The sequence below is a fragment of the Paraburkholderia sp. A3BS-1L genome (genome assembly GCF_051125215.1).
Classification (GTDB): domain Bacteria; phylum Pseudomonadota; class Gammaproteobacteria; order Burkholderiales; family Burkholderiaceae; genus Paraburkholderia.
In genome coordinates, this window is record NZ_CP120442.1 from 2089207 (window position 1) to 2107675 (window position 18469).

General features: G+C 67.6%; 13 protein-coding genes. 3 read left to right on the forward strand and 10 right to left on the reverse strand.

Features of this window, described 5'->3' with window-relative positions; all coding sequences use genetic code 11:
• Window positions 1-583: 583 nt before the first annotated feature.
• A complete protein-coding gene (locus tag P5W99_RS09450) occupies window positions 584-1492 on the reverse strand; it encodes a LysR family transcriptional regulator ArgP (protein ID WP_421024272.1) in 909 nt (302 codons plus the stop codon).
• A 157-nt stretch (window positions 1493-1649) separates the two neighbouring features.
• On the opposite strand from P5W99_RS09450, the gene P5W99_RS09455 reads away from it, so the two are divergent.
• The gene (locus P5W99_RS09455; RefSeq protein WP_421024273.1) at window positions 1650-2267 is read left to right on the forward strand and encodes a LysE/ArgO family amino acid transporter; all 618 of its coding nucleotides are present in this window, start codon (window positions 1650-1652) and stop codon (window positions 2265-2267) included.
• A 19-nt stretch (window positions 2268-2286) separates the two neighbouring features.
• Here P5W99_RS09455 and P5W99_RS09460 read toward each other — a convergent pair whose 3' ends face one another.
• The 5 genes from P5W99_RS09460 to wecB all read right to left on the reverse strand — a co-directional run bounded on the left by P5W99_RS09460 (window position 2287) and on the right by wecB (window position 11696).
• On the reverse strand, window positions 2287-3180 hold the full coding sequence (locus P5W99_RS09460) for a hypothetical protein (RefSeq protein ID WP_434660366.1): 894 nt from the start codon (window positions 3178-3180) through the stop codon (window positions 2287-2289).
• 62 nt (window positions 3181-3242) lie between these two features.
• On the reverse strand, window positions 3243-5840 hold the full coding sequence (locus tag P5W99_RS09465; protein ID WP_434660368.1) for an NfrA family protein: 2598 nt from the start codon (window positions 5838-5840) through the stop codon (window positions 3243-3245).
• Window positions 5837-7975 carry a glycosyl transferase family protein gene (locus P5W99_RS09470; RefSeq protein WP_434662515.1) on the reverse strand — a complete coding sequence of 713 codons (2139 nt, stop codon included), beginning with the start codon at window positions 7973-7975 and terminating at the stop codon, window positions 5837-5839. The genes P5W99_RS09465 and P5W99_RS09470 overlap by 4 nt, the downstream gene beginning before the upstream one ends.
• A 62-nt stretch (window positions 7976-8037) precedes the next feature.
• Window positions 8038-10443 carry a cellulose biosynthesis cyclic di-GMP-binding regulatory protein BcsB gene (locus P5W99_RS09475; protein WP_434660370.1) on the reverse strand — a complete coding sequence of 802 codons (2406 nt, stop codon included), beginning with the start codon at window positions 10441-10443 and terminating at the stop codon, window positions 8038-8040.
• A 101-nt stretch (window positions 10444-10544) separates the two neighbouring features.
• Window positions 10545-11696, reverse strand: coding sequence for a non-hydrolyzing UDP-N-acetylglucosamine 2-epimerase (gene wecB, locus P5W99_RS09480; protein WP_434662518.1), 1152 nt, complete (start codon window positions 11694-11696; stop codon window positions 10545-10547).
• A 404-nt stretch (window positions 11697-12100) separates the two neighbouring features.
• Between wecB and P5W99_RS09485 the strand changes: the two genes are divergently transcribed.
• Together P5W99_RS09485 and P5W99_RS09490 are read left to right on the forward strand one after the other, a co-directional pair.
• A complete protein-coding gene (locus P5W99_RS09485) occupies window positions 12101-13207 on the forward strand; it encodes a hypothetical protein (protein ID WP_434660372.1) in 1107 nt (368 codons plus the stop codon).
• Between the two features lie 82 nt (window positions 13208-13289).
• The gene (locus P5W99_RS09490) at window positions 13290-14294 is read left to right on the forward strand and encodes a ferritin-like domain-containing protein (protein WP_434660373.1); all 1005 of its coding nucleotides are present in this window, start codon (window positions 13290-13292) and stop codon (window positions 14292-14294) included.
• A 91-nt stretch (window positions 14295-14385) separates the two neighbouring features.
• On the opposite strand, the gene P5W99_RS09495 is transcribed toward P5W99_RS09490, so the two are convergent.
• From P5W99_RS09495 to P5W99_RS09510, 4 genes are all read right to left on the reverse strand, one after another.
• A complete protein-coding gene (locus tag P5W99_RS09495) occupies window positions 14386-15774 on the reverse strand; it encodes an MmgE/PrpD family protein (RefSeq protein ID WP_434660375.1) in 1389 nt (462 codons plus the stop codon).
• A 73-nt stretch (window positions 15775-15847) separates the two neighbouring features.
• Window positions 15848-16708: an FAS1-like dehydratase domain-containing protein gene (locus P5W99_RS09500; RefSeq protein ID WP_434660376.1), complete on the reverse strand. Its 861-nt coding sequence runs from the start codon at window positions 16706-16708 to the stop codon at window positions 15848-15850.
• A 30-nt stretch (window positions 16709-16738) separates the two neighbouring features.
• Window positions 16739-17527: a citryl-CoA lyase gene (locus tag P5W99_RS09505; protein ID WP_434660377.1), complete on the reverse strand. Its 789-nt coding sequence runs from the start codon at window positions 17525-17527 to the stop codon at window positions 16739-16741.
• A gap of 65 nt (window positions 17528-17592) precedes the next feature.
• Complete coding sequence (locus P5W99_RS09510) at window positions 17593-18462, reverse strand: MaoC/PaaZ C-terminal domain-containing protein (protein ID WP_434660379.1); 870 nt, start codon at window positions 18460-18462, stop codon at window positions 17593-17595.
• Window positions 18463-18469: the final 7 nt, after the last annotated feature.

An 18469-nucleotide genomic window follows, 5' to 3' on the forward strand; every position in this document is an offset into this window, starting at 1 on the left:
AATACTCGTTTCTTTACATTTACTTCCGCAACTTTTTTGCCGATTTGTTGATCTTTAACATTTGCGTCAGGAAAAAATAACCGATACGTGTCGGTGGCATGGATCGACGAAGCATTGACAAGACTATTGCGGGCGCATGCAGCGTTCCTGTGCTGGATCGGCCTCAACAGGCTTCCTGTCTATTGCCGCGCGGCGGCGCGTGGCGTCCCGTCACGCCACTCGTTGCAGCGCGATCAATGAAACGCATGTCCATTTCATGACATGGGCATATTGAGGTTTCCCATCAGGCAGGACAACCGCGCTGCGCGGAGAATTGTCGCACACAGCATGCGGATCCCCGGAGAACGGAAATTCGAGACTCACCTCTATTTCATGATGCATTAATCGAAAATGAATTGTGCTTTAGCGATTTTGTCATGTCCTTATGCGGCGAATCGCAAAGGCACGGGTAATAGCAACAGCGGCAACCGCGATTCCGGTCGAATTCGGCAATTCAAATTCCATCCAATGAGCGCGGCATTTGAGCGTCAATTCCGGGCCGATGGTTGGGCGCACAACGAATCGGCCCGCGCTCACTGGCGGATCAGGCCCCACGCCCCTGATCGAGGAACTCGGCCGCGCGGTGCCTGAGCATGGCCCCGAAATCGTCGAGCCAGCCGATCGACAAACGCCAGCTTTGCCAGTAGAGCTCGACGTCGAGCGTGCGTCCCGGCGTAAGCTCGACGAGTTCGCCGCGCGCGAGATACGGCGCGATCATGCGTTCCGGGCACATGCCCCACCCTAGTCCGCTCACGCAGCAGCGCAGAAAACCCGCCACGTGCGGAATCCAGTGCAGCGGCGCGTCCACCTGCGCACGCGTGATGCGCCGCACGAAACGCTTTTGCAGCTGGTCCTTTGGATTGAACTCCACGCATGGCGCGCGGCGCAGCGCCTCGCGTCCCACGCCGGCGGAAAAATAGCGCTCGAAAAACGCTGGCGAGCAGACCGCGAGGTAACGCATGCGCCCAAGCCGCGTCGAGCGGCAGCCCTGCACGGGCTCGGCCTGGGTCGTCACGGCGCCCTGCACGCTGCCGTCGCGCATGCGCTGCGCGGTATGGTCCTGGTCGTCGATCACGAGATCGAGCAGGATGCCGCGCTCGACACAAAAGCCCGCCACGGCGTCGATGAACCAGGTGCCCACGCTGTCGTCATTGACCGCGACGCGCAAGGTGGGGCGCGATGCGTCGAGCGCTCCGGCCACCGTGGGCATGCCGCCGCCCAGTTCCGCCTCGAGCAGTTGCACGCGCTCGGTGTGACGGCACAGCAGCGCGCCCGCTGCCGTGGCCACGCAGGGCTGGCCGCGCTTCACGAGCACGGTACCCACGCGCTCCTCCAGCAGCTTCACGCGCTGCGAGACCGCCGAAGGCGTGACGTTGAGCGCGCCGGCCGCGCGATCGAACGAGCCGTGCCTGACCACGGCCGCGAGCGCATCGAGCAACGCATAGTCGAGCATTAACGTTCCTTAATCCAGTTTAAGAAAATGAGCTTTGCTTAGGCAAGCCACGGCCGCAGACTAACGCCGAATGCTTCCTCTGTCCATGCGCCTGCCGCAACGTGCTTCGTCACCTTGCGCCTTGCGCCCCATTTCGGCCACCGGCCGCGCAACCATCATGAACTGGCTCGCTTTTTCGCACGGCGCGGCGCTGTGCGCCTCGCTCATCGTCACCATCGGCGCGCAGAATGCCTTCGTGCTGCGTCAGGGCATCCTGCGCTCGCACGTCGGCAAGATCGTGCTGCTGTGCACGCTGTCCGATTTCATCCTGATCGGCGCGGGCGTGGGCGGCGCTTCCGCGCTGGTCGAGCGCTATCCCACCTTCGTGCATCTCGTGCTTTATGTGGGGCTCGCGTGGCTCGTATGGTTCGGCATCGGCGCGCTGCGGCGCGCGATGAAGCCCACCCATGCCGTGCTGGAGGCAGCCGGCGCGCAGGAAGCGCCCGCGCAGCGCGCGTGGCCGATCATCCTGATGACGCTCGCGTTCACCTGGCTCAACCCGCACGTCTATCTCGACACGTTCTTGCTGATCGGCACGGCCGGCGCGCGCGAGCCGCAAGGCAGCCGTCTCGCGTTCGCGATCGGCGCAATGTGCGTGAGCGCGGTGTGGTTCATCGGCCTCGGTTACGGTGCGCGCGTGCTGGCGCCGCTGTTCCGGCGCGCCGGGGCGTGGCGCGTGCTCGACGGCACGATCGGCGCGATGGTGCTCTTCATCGCGTTCGCGCAGTTGCGCTGACTGCGCGTGGGCGCAGCGTTCAGGGCGCCGCGCCCGCACCCTTGGGCGCGCCGCTGCGCGCGGGGTGCTGAATGGCGAGCAGCCCATCGACGAGTTCGTTCGACAGATAATGCGGGCCGTCGAAGATATAGACGCGATAGCCGTGATACCTCTGCAGTTGCGGCGCCAGTTCCGCCGCCGTGGCCGCGCGGAAACCGCCGCCCTGCTTCGGCCTGAACGCCTCCGCGATGATGCGCACGCGGTCCTTGCCCAAACGCGCCGCGAGCGCATCCGCGTACTCGCGCGCCGCCGCCGGGCCGCGCGCATACACCCCGCAGCCGTCTTGCAGCATCACGCCCACATCGTGCGGCAGCCAGTCGTCGAGCCACTTCGCCAGCGCTTCGCCACCGATATTGCTGTTGTCGTAGACGCTGATCCACAGTGGATGCGGCAAGCGTTCCAGCAAGGGGGCGAGACGCTTCGCATCGGTCCAGGTCGGATCGACTTCGACCGGAAAGTACCAGCCGGTGATATGCACGGGCGGGCGCACGGCCGCGAGCTTGATCGAGCGTTCGACGAGTTCTTCGACGTTCGCGCGCGCCTTCTTCTCATCGGCGTAGCCCGCGAGACCCACGATCACGCCGCGCGCCCACGGCTCGTTGGCGATGCGCACCCAGTCCGGCACGCGCGGCGCGGGCAGCCCCGCGCCAGCCATGTAAGCGACGTCGTCGACGGCGATCCATTGCACGAGCAATTCGTTGATGCCGAGCTTGTCCCAGTTGCCGTGCGGATCCAGCTGGTCGTTGCCGAGTTGCCAGACCACGCCTTGAGCAAGCGAGTCGGCGTGGGCCGGCACTTGCAGCGTGCAGCCGGCCGCCGCGAAAGCGCAAAGCGATGCGGCCACCGCGCGCACAAAGCGGACTTGAACCCGCACTTGAAAACGAGCGCGAAAACGGCGCGAAAAGAAGCAGCGAATCGGCATGGTCGCCTCCCTCCTCACCACGAAAGCACAGTGCCGAAGAACACGCCGCCCGCGCGATCGTCGCCGCTCAAGCGCCAGCGGTATTGCACCGACACATCCACATACGAGCGCGGCGCGTTGTAGAAGCTGTCGCGGAACCAGTAGCGCGTCGAAAAGCCCACGCCCATGCCGACCGGCACGCTGTGATTGATGCTCGAGTCGTAGTCCATGCCGATCACGCCATAAGGAAACACGGTGAGCTTCGGGCTGATGCTGTCGAGCCGCCACGTGCGCCCCAGCTCGAGATAGCCGGTGCCGTAGTTCCAGCCGTTGCTCACGTAATGGCCGACCTCGCCGTAGCCCTGCAAGGTCCACCACGAGGGCACGTCGAGACGGCGCTCGGTGCCGAAGCCGCCGGAATAAGCCAGACGCAGGAGCCAGTCGGAAGGCGCATGCGAGCCGATGGGAATGAGGCGCTCGAACGCGATGATGGCGTCGATCGATTCGAACGGCTTCGCGCGCGCGCCCACCGCGCCGATCGTCGTCGAGATGCCGCTGGGCGCAGCGCCCTTCGCGCCGAAGTCCTGATAGGCCCGCGCGTAGACCTCGAAGTTGCGATCGCCGAGCGAGCCGAACGGACGCCAATAGCCTTCGATGCCGGTCTGCCAGTCGTCCGCGCCGGGCACCGATCCGGTTGTCACGCCCGGCTGCAGTCCCGCGCCGCGATAGTTCAGCGAGGTGAAGAAGCCCCAGTCGCGTGTGACGTCCGCGTGCGCGTTGCGCAAGTCCTGCAACTGCGGCAGCGTGGCGGGCGCGACGCCGTCGGGCGGCGAAACGCCGTAGTCGATTGCGCGTTCGAAATAGCGGGCAGCCGCCTCGTCGAAATGCGCGCGGTAAGCGCTGTAGCCCACATCGCCCGCGGCCTGCGGCGGCAACGCGTGCGCCTCGTCGGCGTGGGCGAAATATTCGTAGGCACGCCGGTCCGCGCCCGCGCGCTGCGCGATATAAGCCGCCGCAAGCGGCGGCATGCCGTCGAGCAGCCCTGCGTCGAGCGCCGCGCGCGCCTCGCGCTTCGCGCCGTCCGTGTCGCCGGCCGCCACCAGCGCATCGACCAGCTCGATGCGATGCTCGGGATCGTTGGGCGCCGCCGCCACCGCCGCGCGCGCGTAGCGGACCGCAGCGGCTTTGTCGCCGCGCTGCGCCGCGACAATATAGGCGCGGTGCGCGGCGAAGCCCGCATCGGCGGCATAGACATCGCAGGCCGTGCCGCTCGCGTCGACGGTGCAGTCGAACACCGGGCGCGCCGCTGTCGCCACGCGTTCGCCCTCCTGAGGTTGCGCCGGTTTTTGCGTCTGCGCGAGCGCCGTGCGCGCTGCGTAGCGGCGCGCGGTGATCAGCGCATCGGTGTCGTCGCCAGCCGGCTCGAGCGGCGCGAGCAGATCGAGCGCACGCTGCGGCTGTCCCTCGGCGATCCAGACATCGGCGACGATCACGCGCGCCACGCGGCGATCGCGCGGCGACGCATCGGCGATGCGCAGCGCCTGTGTGAAATCGTCGTCGGCCTGCGCGCTCTGCCCCTGCGCCGCGCGCGCATAGCCGCGCACCACGTAAAGCATCAGCGCCGGTTTGACCCCGGCGGCCAACGCATCGCTCGCGGCCGCGTCGAGCCCGGCCATGTCGCGTTGCGCGGCGAGCACATCGAACAGTTGCAAACGGTAGCCGATGCTGTCCGGCGCATAGGCGATCGCGGCACGCACATGCGCTGCCGCTGCGGACAGATCGCCGCCCTGCTGCGCCGTCTGGGCCGCCGCCGCTTCGCTCGGCGCGAGTCGCGCCCCCGCTTGCAGGCGGCGCGAGCGCAGTTGGGCGCGCAGTTGGGCATTGTCGCCAAAGCGCCGTTGCGCATCCTCAGCAAGCTGCAACGCGGCCGCATCGTGCCCCGCCGCCGTGGCCGAATCGATCGCGAGCAGCCACAGGCGCAGCACGTCGGGCCGCAGCGCGATGGCCTCGTTGGCTTGGCGCAGCGCACGTTCGTAGTCTTTCGCGGCGTACGCGCGGTAGGCATCGCCGGCGAGCTCCCACGCGCGGCCCGTGAGATTGTCGGGCGAGCCCGTGCCCGGCGGCGCGGCCGCCGCGCGCGCCCCCCGCGAACGCGCTTGCGCACCTTGCGCCGGGGCAAGCGCCGCCACCTGCGTATCGATCTGGCGCTTGCGCGCGACCAGCGACGCATCTGGCCCGAGTTGCGCGATCGCATCCGCGAGCGTGCTGCTCGCGCCGCGCCAATTGCCCTGCGCCGCCTCGGCATTCGCGAGCAGCAGATGCAGCGACGCCACGTCGGGCCGCTGGCGTATCGCCTCACGGGCATAGCGCTGCGCCGCTGCATAATCGTGCTTCGCGTAGGCGTCGTAGCCCTGCTGCGCAACCCGGTACGCCGCGCCCGCAAGCGGCAGCGGCACGCTTGCCGAAGGCGCGGTTTCGCCCCATGCGGGCGCCGCGCCCACCAGACTCCCGGCGCTCGCAACGCTCACGAAGCCCGCCAGGCTCACGCGAGCAGCCGCCATCGATGCCGCCCCGGCCCATGCCGTGCAACGCTCCCGCATCGCCAATCGCTCCAGATTCCGCTTCTTCTTCATGATGCCGACGCCACTGTTGCGCGCCTGCGCGCCTGCTCGGCAATCGCCGCTGCCAGCGCCTGCGGCGTGAAGACGCCCTGCTGGACCATGTAATCGCCGATGCGCCCATGATCGGCGGGACGATAGCGCTGCAGCGCCGCTTCGAACGCCGCCCGCTTCACCGCGCCCTGCTCGATGAGCAGATCGCCGAGCAGCGGCACGGGCAGCATGCGCCGCCCGCCCGCTTGCGGGTCCGGCATGTCTTGTTGCGCTTCACGCTGACCGTCGCGCTGCGTGTAACCGTGTGCCGGCACGCCGCGCAGCAAACGCATGCCCTCGACGATCTCGCTTTCGCGCGCAATGCGCTGCACGATCGGCAACGCGGACTGCGCCTGCAACGCCGCCAGCGCCTCTTCGCCGAGCGGGCTCGCGCACAGCACGAGCGCGTGCCCCGCGCCATCGTCGCCTTGCGGCAACACGCGGTAGCGCACCACGAGTTCGAGCGGCAGATCCTGCGCGTGGCGCGCGAGCCGCGCGGCGTCCAGCGGCGCGCGCTGCAAATCGGACTGGAATGCGATCGCCTCGGCCAGCGTCTCTTCGTCGAGCCAGCCATGCGCCATCAGCACGCGGCCCAGCGGCGTCTCCTGCGCCTGCCCCGCCGCGAGCGCCTTTTCCAGTTGCTCGGGCGCGATCGCGTGCCATGAAACCAGCAACTCCCCAAGGCGCTGACGCCGGTCCTTGAAGCCATCGGACGACGGGAAATCGTGCATCGTCTTGTCCCACACGAGCCGCTTGCCGGTGATGAGATAGCCGAGGTACATCTTCCACGCGCGCGACACCGCCATAAAGTTCACGAAGTTGCCGATCACCATGCGCGGTATCGAGAGCAGCCCGTGCTCCCAGCCATAGAGCCGCGAAACGAAGTACACGCGCTGCCCCGTGCGCAGGATCAAGGCGATGCCGTTGGCCCACAAGAGCGCGGTGAACCAGGGCGAACTGGAGAACGGCGAGGCGACCAGATCCGGGCGCACCCCGAGCAGGTCCGCGTAGGTGAAGAGCAGGAACTGGATCAGCAGCGCGTAAGCGAGGATGCCCACGAACGCCGTGACCGTGCCCTTGCGGTCGCGCGCGAGCAGATAGCGGTTCGCGAGCGAGCCCACCCAGCCCACCTGCTCCCAGCCCTGCAAGCCGATGCCGAGCGTCCAGCGCGCGCGCTGACGATAAGCGGTCCGAAACGTATCGGGAAAGTACTCACGCACGCATAGCGGCATGGTGAGCGTGAATTCACGCATCGGTCCGAGGCCGAACCATGTCTTGCGGCGCGTGGCGAACTGCACCGGAAAACGCGCGAAGATCGAATTCATGCCCATGCGGCCGAGGCGCTCGCCCACGTCGTAGTCTTCGGTGAGCGTCTCGGTGTTGAAAGGCTGGTTCTGCGTTTCCTTCGCGAGCCCCACGAGCGCGCGCCGCGAAAAGCAGGTGCCGACACCCGCAGAAGGCACCGAGCCCGCGAGGCTCTCGCGTACCACGAGGTCCTTCGCGTGCCACTCCGCGAACTCGTCCATATAGGTGCCCGCCACGAGCTCGTACCATTCGCGCTCGAGCGACGCGACCGGCAACTGGATCATGTCCTTGCGCGGCAGCAGGTAGTTGAAGAAGCGCAGCTCCAGCGGATGCAGCACGTCCTCGCTGTCGTGCAGGATCACGCCCGCGAACTCGATGCCGGCTTCTTCTTCCTTGCGAAAGATCGCCTGCACGATCCAGTTCAGGCAGTCGGCCTTGCAGGTGGGGCCGTCGTGCGGCACCTCCACGCGGTGCAACTGCTTGTAGCGCCGCCGCATGCGCTCGACTTCGGCGATGGTCGCCGCGTCGTTCTGGTAGGTGCCGGCGAAGATCACATAGTTGCGGTAGTCGAGCACCTTCACCGCGTTCTCGACCATTGCCGCGATCACGTCCTCCTCGCGCCAGGCCGGCACCATGATGGCGAGCCACTGCTGCTCGCGCTCGTAGAGCTGCTCGGCGCGCAGCGGCTGATGGCGGCGCTCGACGGTGAAGTGGCGGAAGATGCGGCGCACCCAGTACCACGCGTCGATGAACAGATCGTCGATGCTCGAAAGCAGGATGATCACCGCCACGGCCGCCGCCAGATACTCCATGCCCTGGTAGTAGCGGCCCGCCAGATAGTTCAGCCACCAGTCGATCGTGTTCCAGCTCACGCTCAGCCCTGCTTGTTATCGGAGTTGCCGGAGTCGCCGGAGCTATTGCCGCTGCGGTCCCGGCCGGCGCTTTCGCTCTCCTTCGCCTTGACCTCGGCCTTCGCCGCCGCGGCAGCCGCAGCGGAACGCGCCCGCGCCCGGCTGCGCGCGTAGCCCGCGCCAAAAATCAATACGAGCAGCACCGCGATCGAAATCGTGGGCACGCCCCAGCCGGCCCAGTGGCGCGTGAGCCACGCGCGCTGGTCGTCGAGAGGCGGCACGCCGCCTGCGTACTGAGTGTCGAACTGCTTGAGCACGCCCGAGCCTGCGACGATCGCGACGTCGCCCTGCAGGTACTGGAGGCTCGCGGGCAGCTCGGGCGGCGCACCCACGCTGCGATAGAGCACGCCCGGCGTGCTGCCCGAGCGCACCACCTCGATCACGCCGAGCCTCGCGAGCCCCGACACGTCCATCAGCGTCGCGCCTCCGCGCCCCTTGAGCGCCAAACGGCCGTTATCGAAGCTCGCGTGGCCGTCCGGCTTGTCGAGCGTGACATCGGCGGCGAGGAACGGGCCCGCCGGCTGCGCGGCCTGGCCGTCGGGCACGGCTTGCAGCGTCGCGCGCGTGGGCGAGACGCCCGTGGCGTTGGCCAGACGCGCGACGCGCGGCAGGCTCGCCACCGGATCGGCGAGATAGGACTGCGGCACGAGCACGGTGGCCTGCTGCGAGAAGCGCACGATCATGCCCGTGAAGTTCTCGGCAACGGGCCCGTGGCCGAGCACCAGATGGCTGCCCGGCAGCACCGCCACGGGATAGCCCTGCTCGCGCGGGCGGCATTCGCCCTGGGGCGGGCGCTGGAACTGCACGCGCAGCGCATTGGTGGTGCCCAGCGCGTAGGCCGGAATATCGGCGCTCACGCGTTGCTGGCGGCCGTCGGTGTCAAGCAGCTTCGCGCCGATCAGCACGCCATTGAAGAACACCGATACGGTCTCGCCGCTGCGCTCGGCCGCCGGCGCCGCCGCGACATCGAGCTCCACGCGGCGCGGAATCTCGCCGTTGCCCGACACTGCCGCGAGATCGAAATTTGCTTCCCAGACGGCGCTCGTCAGCACATTCAAGGTGCGCGGCGTACCGCCCACGAGCGACAGCGCAAGCTGGTCGGTGCTGCCGCCCGCGCTGCGGTTCGGCGCGGCGGCCAGTTCGTGCACCACCAGACGGTTCGATGCCCCAACGTCGCTCCACACGCGCGAAAGCGCGCTCACGCCGAGGTCGTCGCCGACCACGACCGTCGGCAAGCCGCCCGGATGCGCGAGGGCGACTTCGCCCTTGACGAGCGGATCGGACGACGCCGCGAGCAACGGCCCGCCCGCGCGCTTGCGCCATGCGTCGAACGCCTGCGCAGCCTCCGGCGACACGCTCTGCACCTGCGCGCGCAACGCATCGAGCGCCTCGCCGATATGCGCGCGCAGCGCGGCGTCGTCGATCACGACGTTCGGCGCGAAGGCGCCCTCGGGCGCGAGCGCGATGAGCGCGCCGAGCTCGGCGGGGTTCGCGATCTTGTGGTCGCCGCCCGAGGCGAGCGCCGCGAACGCCGGCACGGCCTGCAATGCCGCGTTCATCTGCACGCTGCCCAGATGCACGGTGTCGCCCACGGCGGGCATGATCTGCGTGACCGGGCTCGCGCCGCCGCGCATGAGCAGCGCTTCGAGCCGCCACGCGACGTCGTAGGCTGCGGCATCGAGTTTTGCGCCGCTCACCAAGACCACGGGTTTGGACGGCAGCGCGCTCCATGCCGTGCGAACGTCGTGAATCGACGCGGCGTCGAACTGGTAGCTCAAGCGCGTCGTGGGCGCGACGCGCCAGAGATTCGCGATCGCAGTCTGGTCCGTGCAATACGCGTCGCTGAGCACGGAAGACCAGTGCAGCCCCACGCGCACGAAGCCCGAGGGGCGCGGCGCACCATCCACGCCGAGGCTGATCGACCCGTCGCCTTGCGACTCGGTCAGATTGCGCGACTGCACGGGCGTGCCGTCGAGCGAGAGCAGGAAGGTCGTGCGCCCGCCATTGCCGCGCATATAGTTCGCGTCGAGTTGCAGCGTCGCATTCTGGATAGGCAGGTCGGCCGGCACCGGCAGATAGAGCTCCTGCACGGCGTCGGGCGCGCGCAGCACAACCGGCTCGCGCATGCCGAGATCGGCGAGCGACACGGTGCGCGACTGCACACGCCCCGCGCCGAACTGCGCGAACGCGCCGGCGAGGTCCGCGGGCGCGGCGTGAGCGTGGGAGCTCAGCGCGCTCATTGCAGCGGACGCCGCATACAGCGCATAAACCGCCATTGCAATGCGCTTGCCGCGCGGGCGGCGCGTGCCCGTCACGCCCGCGGGATCGGCCGCACCTGGACTCCGATGCAAGGTCGAATTCGATTTCACGTCATGCCTCATGGTGTGGGCGTCATGCGCTCAGGCGCTCGCCTTGTTTGTACTTGTTACTTGTTATTTGTGCGCGGCCGCCCCGCGACGGCCCCCTTCGCTCACTGCGCGTCCGGGCGCGCGGCCAGCACCGGATGCGCATAGCCCGGCAGCCCATGGCTCGCGAACGGCGTGAACGGCTTGCCCATGAGCGCAGCGACGATCCGCTCCGAAGCGTGGCCGTCGCCATAGGGATTCACGCGGCGTGCGTATGCGCTGCGCGCCGACTCGTCGACGGCGAGTTCGAGCACCGCGTTATAGATCGCATCGCGGTCGGTGCCGATCAGCTTGACCGTGCCGGCGGCCAGCGCTTCGGGCCGCTCGGTCACGTCGCGCATCACGAGCACCGGCTTGCCGAGCGCGGGGGCCTCCTCCTGCACGCCGCCCGAATCGGTGAGCACGATGGCCGCGCGCTGCATCAGTCGCACGAACTCGGGATAGTCGAGCGGATCGGTCAGGTGGACGTTGGGCGCGTTGCCGAGCGTCGCGAGCACCGGGCCGCGCACGTTCGGATTCAAGTGCACGGGGTAGACGATCTGCATCTTGCCGGTTTGCGCGAGCGCCGCGAGCGCCGCGCAGATCTGCTGGAAGCCCTCACCGAAGCTTTCGCGGCGATGGCCCGTAACGAGCAGCAGCGGCCGGCCCGAGCCTTCGGGCTCGAGAAAGGGAAATTGCGCGTCGATGCGCGCGCGCATGGCGCCGTCGCTATCGAGGCGCGCGCACATGAGCCGCAGCGCGTCGATGACCGTATTGCCCGTGACGACGATGCGCCCGGTGAGCGCCTCCGCCTCGAGATTGGCCTGGGAGCTGGCCGTGGGCGCGAACAGCTGGTCGGCGACGACGTCCACCACGCGCCGGTTCATCTCCTCGGGCCAAGGCTCGAGCATGTTGCCGGTGCGCAGCCCCGCCTCCACATGCCCCACCGGAATGCGCCGGTGAAACGCGGCGATTGCGGCCACCATGCTGGTGGCCGTGTCGCCATGCACGAGCACGCGATCGGGCGCGACCTCGGCGAGCACCTCGTCGAGCCCCGCGAACAGGCGCGAGGTGAGCCCGTTGAGCGACTGGTTGGCGGTCATCGCCGCGAGGTTGTAATCAGGCTTGATGTCGAAAAGATCGAGCACCTGCTGCAGCATGCTCTGATGCTGTCCCGTCACGCAAACGAGGGACTGCACGCCGGGCTCGGCTTCGAGGCATTTCACGAGCGGCGCCATCTTGATGGCTTCGGGCCGCGTTCCGAATATCGACAGGATGCGCACGTGTGCAAGCTTCCGGTTATGACGGGTCAAAATGCGGCGGCAAAACGGTGGGTGCAATGAGCCGTTTCGCACAAGCCCCCTGGTGCGGACGTCCATCGACGGCAGCCTGCCATGCAGCAACCCCGGCGCTGCCATTCGTCTGATCGCCCATTCGCGACACTCTACCTTCTCCAAGCGAACCGACGCCAATAAATTGTCCGATAAAAAAGACACACTGGCGATTATTCAATTAATTGAAACGCATTCACCGATTCGTTGAGTGATTTGCAATAGTGGCAACGCGCCCTCAGCCTGCGTGCCGCGCCATTTACAATGGCGCTCGCCCATTGGCCTTTCGTTGCGCTTCCCAGGAACCGCCCATGAACACCAGCCAGGCTTATTCGCGACCCGCCCGCCTGTTGCAGATTGCTTCGTGGATCATCGCGATCGTGTTCGCGCTGTTCCTCGACATGCTCGGCAGCCTCGTGATGCGCGACCTCATGTTCGCGCCGCAAGGCGGGCCGCCCCGCGTCGAGCAATTCGTCGACCGCGCCGCCGTCGCGCCGCTCGAAGCGCAAACGCGCGATCTGGAGCGCCAGCGCAGCGCACTCGACGACAAGGCGCAGACCCTGCGCATTGCGTACGACCGTGCGAACACCGACTATCGCGACGCCCAGGAAGGCCTGCGCAACTGGATCGCCACGCGCACGGCGACGGGCGACAACCGCAACGACATCGAATTGCTCGCGCGCACGCGCAAGCTCGACCTGCTGCAGGCGAGCGTGATCGACTGGCAGCGCCGGCGCGACGCGCTCGCCGACCAGCAGCGCGCGCTCGACGCGCGCGGCGAGCAATTGGGCGCGCAGCTCGCCCGGGCCCAGGCCGGCGCCGACGCGCGCTACGCCGCCGCGCAACGGCGCTACGAACTCACGGTGTTCGGCTGGCGTCTCGCACTCACGCTGCCGATCCTGCTGCTGGCCGTCTGGCTGTTCGTGAAGCGCCGCAAAAGCCGCTACTGGCCGTTCATTTATGGCTTCGGGCTCTTTGCGCTGTGCGCGTTCTTCGTCGAACTCGTGCCGTATCTGCCCGATTTCGGCGGCTATGTGCGCGTGCTCGTGGGCATTGCGCTCACGGTATTCGCGGGGCTCTACATGCTGCGCGCGTTCCAGCGCTACGTCGAGCGCAAGCGCGCGGAAATGCAGCAAAGCCAGAGCGAGCGCGCCCGCACCGTGGTCTACGAAAAGGCCATAGGCGCGTATCAAAAGAAGCTCTGCCCGTCTTGCGACAAGCCGTGGCATCTGGGCGGCGACCAGGTCTCGTTCTGCATTCACTGCGGGCTGAGGCTCTTCGAGGTCTGTTCCTGCGGCGCGCGCAATTTCGCATTCTTCCCGTTCTGCAATCAATGCGGCACGCATGTCACCCACGCCGACGACCGCGATGCTGGTGCCGGGCAAGCGGATTCCGCGGCGGATTCCGCGCATCAGTGACAAAATTGATCGCTTGCCTGATCGCCTGGCCGACGCGGCAAGCCACTAAATAACACGACCCCACCACACGAGACGCTTCAAGATGGACGATCAGGTACTCGACGCCTTCGACACGGCGCAATTGATCCCTGACTTCACCGCGCCGCAGCTGCCGAGCGAGCCGCCCGACCGCGCGACGCTCGACGCCGCCGAACACAACACGCGCCACTGGACGAGCGCCGCGCCCGGCCCGCTTACGCCCGGCTCCGACGCGCACCGGCGCGAGGCCTGCCGCATGTTCCACGAAACCTTCAACCCGTACCGGCCCTCGGTGCTCGCATGGCCGTCGCTCGAGCCCGCTGCGCTCAAGCGCATCGTCGAGCTGCCGATCTGGGACATCGCGGTGCAGACCGAGGGCAAGGCGCGCCTGCGCATGGCGGCCTATGCCGCGACAGTCGATGACCCCGAGATGCGCGCCGCGCTCGCGCTCAACGCGTGGGAAGAAAACCGTCACAAGGAAGTGCTTTCGCGCATGGTGCGGGCCTATGGCATCGCGCTCGCGAGCGAGCCGCCGTACGAATTTCCGAAGGATGCGGAGTGGGCCTATCTCGTGACGGGCTACAGCGAATGCGTGGACAGCTTCTTCGCGTTCGGCCTGTTCGAAGTCGCGAAACGCTCGGGGCTGTTCCCGCCCGAGCTCATCGACACGTTCGAGCCCGTGATGCAGGAAGAATGCCGCCATATCCTGCTGTTCGCGAACTGGGTGGCGTGGCACCGCGCGCGGCTTTCGTGGTGGCGGCGCATCGCCTTCGAACTGAAAGTGGCGCGCGTGTGGATGTTTCTGGGCTGGGAGCGCATCGGCCTCGCGCGCACCATGGACGCCGAGGGCAACGAGCAGCGGCAGGACAACAACTTCACGGTGAACGGCGCGCAGTCGGTCTCCGACGTGGACATCAACGTGCCCGACCTGATGCGCCTGTGCCTCGAAGAAAACGACCGGCGCTTCTCGGGCTACGACACGCGCCTGCTGCGCCCGGACACCATGCCGAAGCTCGTGCGCTTCGCGCTGCGGTTCGTGCGCAGCAAGCCGACCGCGCAGAAAAGCTGACGCGCCGCCCCGATGATGATATCGATGCAAAAAACGCCGGAAAATCCGGCGTTTTTTGCGTTTATTTTGTTCGCGCTCAGGCGCTCGCCTTCTACGCGTCGCTCGTAACCGTACTTGTGCCAAAGAGCGCGCCCACGCTCCCGGCATCGGCTATACGCCACGCCTGCTCGAGCAGCGCGTTCGCCTCCGCTTCGCTCGCCGCATGCGAAAAAGCCGCGAGGCGCACGAACTTCGTCGCCAGTTCTTCGCGCGAGAGCGTGTTGCCCGGATCGCCCTTGGGCTCGTCCACGCGCGCGCGCAACGTACGGCCGTCGCGCGTGGTCACGCTCACCTTGCCGATCCAGCGCGCCGGATACGCGCGGTCCACTTCTTCGTCGAGCACCATCGTCACGCGCTCGCGGAACGCCGCGATGTCCGCTTGCGCGTAGCCGTGCTCGAACTCGTTCACGCCTGCATAGCCGCGATACGCGCACAGGCCCAGCACCGTGCCAATGTTGAACTTCGCCTGGTGGACCGTGCTGGGCGTGGTCACGCAGCCCAGCACGTCAATGGCGCCCTGGTGCACGTGCGCGGTCACGGCGGCGATGTCGTCCGGCGCGAGCCGGTGCTCGGCCATCGCGGCGAGCAACGCGTCGGCGGCCGGATGCGTGTGGCGGCAGGCAGCGTGATACTTGAACGAGGTTTCCACGATGGCCCAGCGCGCACCGAGCGCGTCGACGAGCTTCGCCGGATCCGCATCGCTCGACATGCCTGCTGCCATGCCCTGCGCGCCTTCGAGAACGCGCTGCGCGCCGCGAAATCCCTCGGCGGCCAGTTGGGCCGCCATCAGCCCGTTGGCGGCGGCCATCGCCGTGTGCAGTTGCTTGGAATCGGCGGCGTCGCGCAGGAATTCCCACAGGCCGCTCGCCTGGGTGCCGGCCGAGCCGAACGCGTCGAGCATCTGCGCGGGCGTGAGTTTCAGAAGCCGCCCGGCCGCCGCAGCCGCCGCAATCGTGCCCACCGTGCCGGTCGTATGGAATACTTTGTAATGCGAACGACCCATGAACTCGCCGACGCGAATGCCGACTTCATAGCCTGCCACCGAAGCCGCGATGAACTCGCGCCCCGACGCGCCCAGCGCCTGCGCGAGCGCGAGCGTGACCGGAAACACCACGGTCCCGGGATGAAACACGGAGCCGTTGTGAACGTCGTCCTGCTCGACGAAGTGCGAGGCGGCGGCATTCGTCATCGCCGCGAAGTACGGGGTGCTGCGGCTGCGGTCGATCACGACGTCGCACGGATCCTGGGGGCTCCGCGCGCCGCGCGCCGCGCGCGCGAAACGCGCAATGGTCTCGACCGGGCGCGCGCCCTTGCCGCCGAGAGCGGAGCCGAGCCAGTCCACGTAGAGATTGACGGTACGCTCGACCACCGGCGCGGGAATGGCGTCGAACTCTAGCGTGGCGGCAAAGGCCGCGAGCGTGCGGCTGGGATGATCGGTCATGGTGGAATTCATGGCTGCATAGGCGAAATGCACGGGTGGCACGGGTGGCACGGGTGGCACGGGTCGGTTCGAATCAGGCAAGCGTCGCGGTGGCCTGCATCGTCAGATAGCCCTCGTGGTCCTTGGCCCACAGTTCTATGGTGCGGCCGTCCACGGCGGGCTTGCCGCACAGCGTGAACGCATTGCCGCCGAAGGTGGGGCGCACGGCGCGAAACGCGAAGCTCGCGACCGTTGCGTGTGGCCGCTCGCGGTGCACGAGATCGAGCAGCAGCGTGGCGATGAGCGGCCCGTGAACGATGAGCCCCGGATAGCCCTCCTCCTGCGTGACATAGGGAAAGTCGTAGTGGATGCGATGGCCGTTGAAGGTGAGCGCCGAATAGCGGAACAGCATCACGGGGTCGCCTGCGAGCGTGCGCGACCAGGTGCTGTCCGCAGGCGCAGTGATGGGTTTCGGCGCGCTCGCGCCGGGCTGCGGCGCGTCGCGATAGACGATGTCGTGCTCCTCCTCGATGCACAGCGCGCCCGCCGATTCGTAGCGATGCTGGACTGTCACGAACACGAGCCGGCCGCTGCGCCCGGTCTTGTCTTCGATATTGGCAATCGTCGAGGTGCGCTGCGCCGTCTCGCCTGCACGCAGCGGCGCGTGGAACGTGAGCCGGCCGCCCGCCCACATGCGGCGCGGCAACGCGACGGGCGGAAGGAAACCGCCGCGCTTCGGGTGACCGTCCGCGCCCACTTGCGCGAGCGGCGCGACTGGCAGGAAATAGAGCCAGTGCCACAGCGGCGGCACCGCGTCGCCCGGTGCTTCGCGGTCGAGCGTGGCCGCGAGCGCGCGCAGCGGGAACGAGGTGATCTCGTCGGTGAGCGTTTCGGTCTTGTCGAGCCACGCTTCGAGCGGCACGGTTGGCGAGACTTCCTGTTCTGATTGGGACACGGCAATCCTCCGATGTGGCTATAGGTCGAATCAAGCCTCGCCGCGCAGGTGCGCCGAAGCCTCGTCTTCCACACGTTGCCACAATTCGAACGACATGGGCCGCTCGCCTTCTTCGAGCAGGTGGCCGACCAGTCCGATCGCGCGCGCCATCACGCCAAAGCCGCGCACGATGCGCCACGGAAAGCCGAACTCGCAGCAGATCGCGCCGATGGCGCCCGTCGCGTTGATCGGCAGCGACTTGCCCGCGGCGCGCTCGGCCTCTGCGCCGATCAACTGCATGAGCTTCACGTATTCGCCCGACAGGCCGTTTTGCGCGGCAAGCTCGAACAGGCGCGGCGTGCGCGGATCGATCGGCTTATGCAGCGGGTGTCCGAGGCCTGGAATGGGCGTGCCGCGCGCACGCCATGCGGCCACGGTGTCCACCGCGAGCCTTTCAAGGTCGTGGCATGGCGTGCCGTACGGCAATGCTTCGGAGAGCATACGACATGCACCCTCCATGCTGCCCACGAATACCGAGCCCAGCCCGCACAGTCCTGCCGCCACGGCCGCCTGGAGCGACTCGGGCGCGCCGGCATAGGTCATGCGCGCGGCGATCGCGCTGGGTGTCATGCCGTGTTCGACGAGCGTGATGACAATGGCGTTGAACATCGCGGATTGCTGCGGCGTGGCGGTCTTGCCGGTCAGTTGCAAGAACGCGAAGTCGCCGAGGTTCATATGGCCGAGCACTTCGTCGGGCAGGCTTTTGCCGCGCACGACGATGCGATCGGGCGTGCTGAATGCGATATCGGAGCGCACCAGCGGTTTCGGTTGACGGGCCATGACTGCAGTTCCTTTCTGTTCGTGTTCGAATTCGTGTTGAGTTGTGGCGATGAAGTGGGCCATGTTCAGCGCAGCTTCGCGGTGCCGTGGTCGAGCACCACCACGTCGCGCTCGACCACGCGCGTGCGAAAGCTCACGGCCTGGCCGTCGCGCCAGATTTCCGTGCGCAGGGTCTCGCCCGGATAGACCGGCGCGGTGAAGCGCGCATGAAATCGCGCGAGCCGTGCCGGGTCGCTCGCGCACAGCGTCTTGAGCACCGCGTGCGCGGCCACCGCCCAGGTGGCGAGGCCATGCAGGATGGGCCGCGCGAAGCCGGCCGCGTGCGCGACTTGCGGGTCCGCGTGCAGCGCGTTGTCGTCGCCGCACAGGCGGTAGAGCAGCGCCGTCTCCGGCCGCGTCGGCAACGTGCAGACATGATCGGCCGCACGCCCGGGCACGGCGGGCGGCACGGCGGGCGCCTCGTCACTCGGGCCGCCGCCCGCGCTGAAGCCGCCATCGCCACGGCAAAACGTGAGTTGCGTGAGCGTGGCATAGCGCTCGCCGCTCGCTTTGTCGGTAATGCTGCGTTGTATTTCGAGCAGCGCTCCCTTGCCCTCGCCCTTGTCGACCACGCGCGCGATGCGCGAGCGGCCGATCACCGTCGCTTCGCGCGGCAGCGGCTTGTGAATCTCGATGCCCTGCTCGCCGTGCAGCACGCGCACCCAGTCGATGCCGCTCCTCGGGTCGCGCGCCCAGAAGCCCGGATAGCCGAGCACCACCGCGAACGTCGGCGGCACGCGCAGTTCCTTCCCGTAGACGAACGCGAGATCATCGGGATCCAAGGAATTGGCGCCATAGCCCACCGCGAGGCTATAGAACATCGCATCGCGAGCGGTGTAGGTCTGTTCGATGTCCTTGAACGGCCAGTTGCGCAAGGTGTGGTAATCGATCGTCATGGCTGTG

Coding starts and splice junctions, on each gene's coding strand:
- P5W99_RS09450 (WP_421024272.1), bottom strand. CDS start 1,492: ATGCTCGACTATGCGTTGCTCGATGCGCTCGCGGCCGTGGTCAGGCAC.
- P5W99_RS09455 (WP_421024273.1), top strand. CDS start 1,650: ATGAACTGGCTCGCTTTTTCGCACGGCGCGGCGCTGTGCGCCTCGCTC.
- P5W99_RS09465 (WP_434660368.1), bottom strand. CDS start 5,840: ATGAAGAAGAAGCGGAATCTGGAGCGATTGGCGATGCGGGAGCGTTGC.
- P5W99_RS09470 (WP_434662515.1), bottom strand. CDS start 7,975: ATGGAGTATCTGGCGGCGGCCGTGGCGGTGATCATCCTGCTTTCGAGC.
- wecB (WP_434662518.1), bottom strand. CDS start 11,696: ATGGCGCCGCTCGTGAAATGCCTCGAAGCCGAGCCCGGCGTGCAGTCC.
- P5W99_RS09485 (WP_434660372.1), top strand. CDS start 12,101: ATGAACACCAGCCAGGCTTATTCGCGACCCGCCCGCCTGTTGCAGATT.
- P5W99_RS09490 (WP_434660373.1), top strand. CDS start 13,290: ATGGACGATCAGGTACTCGACGCCTTCGACACGGCGCAATTGATCCCT.
- P5W99_RS09495 (WP_434660375.1), bottom strand. CDS start 15,774: ATGACCGATCATCCCAGCCGCACGCTCGCGGCCTTTGCCGCCACGCTA.
- P5W99_RS09505 (WP_434660377.1), bottom strand. CDS start 17,527: ATGGCCCGTCAACCGAAACCGCTGGTGCGCTCCGATATCGCATTCAGC.
- P5W99_RS09510 (WP_434660379.1), bottom strand. CDS start 18,462: ATGACGATCGATTACCACACCTTGCGCAACTGGCCGTTCAAGGACATC.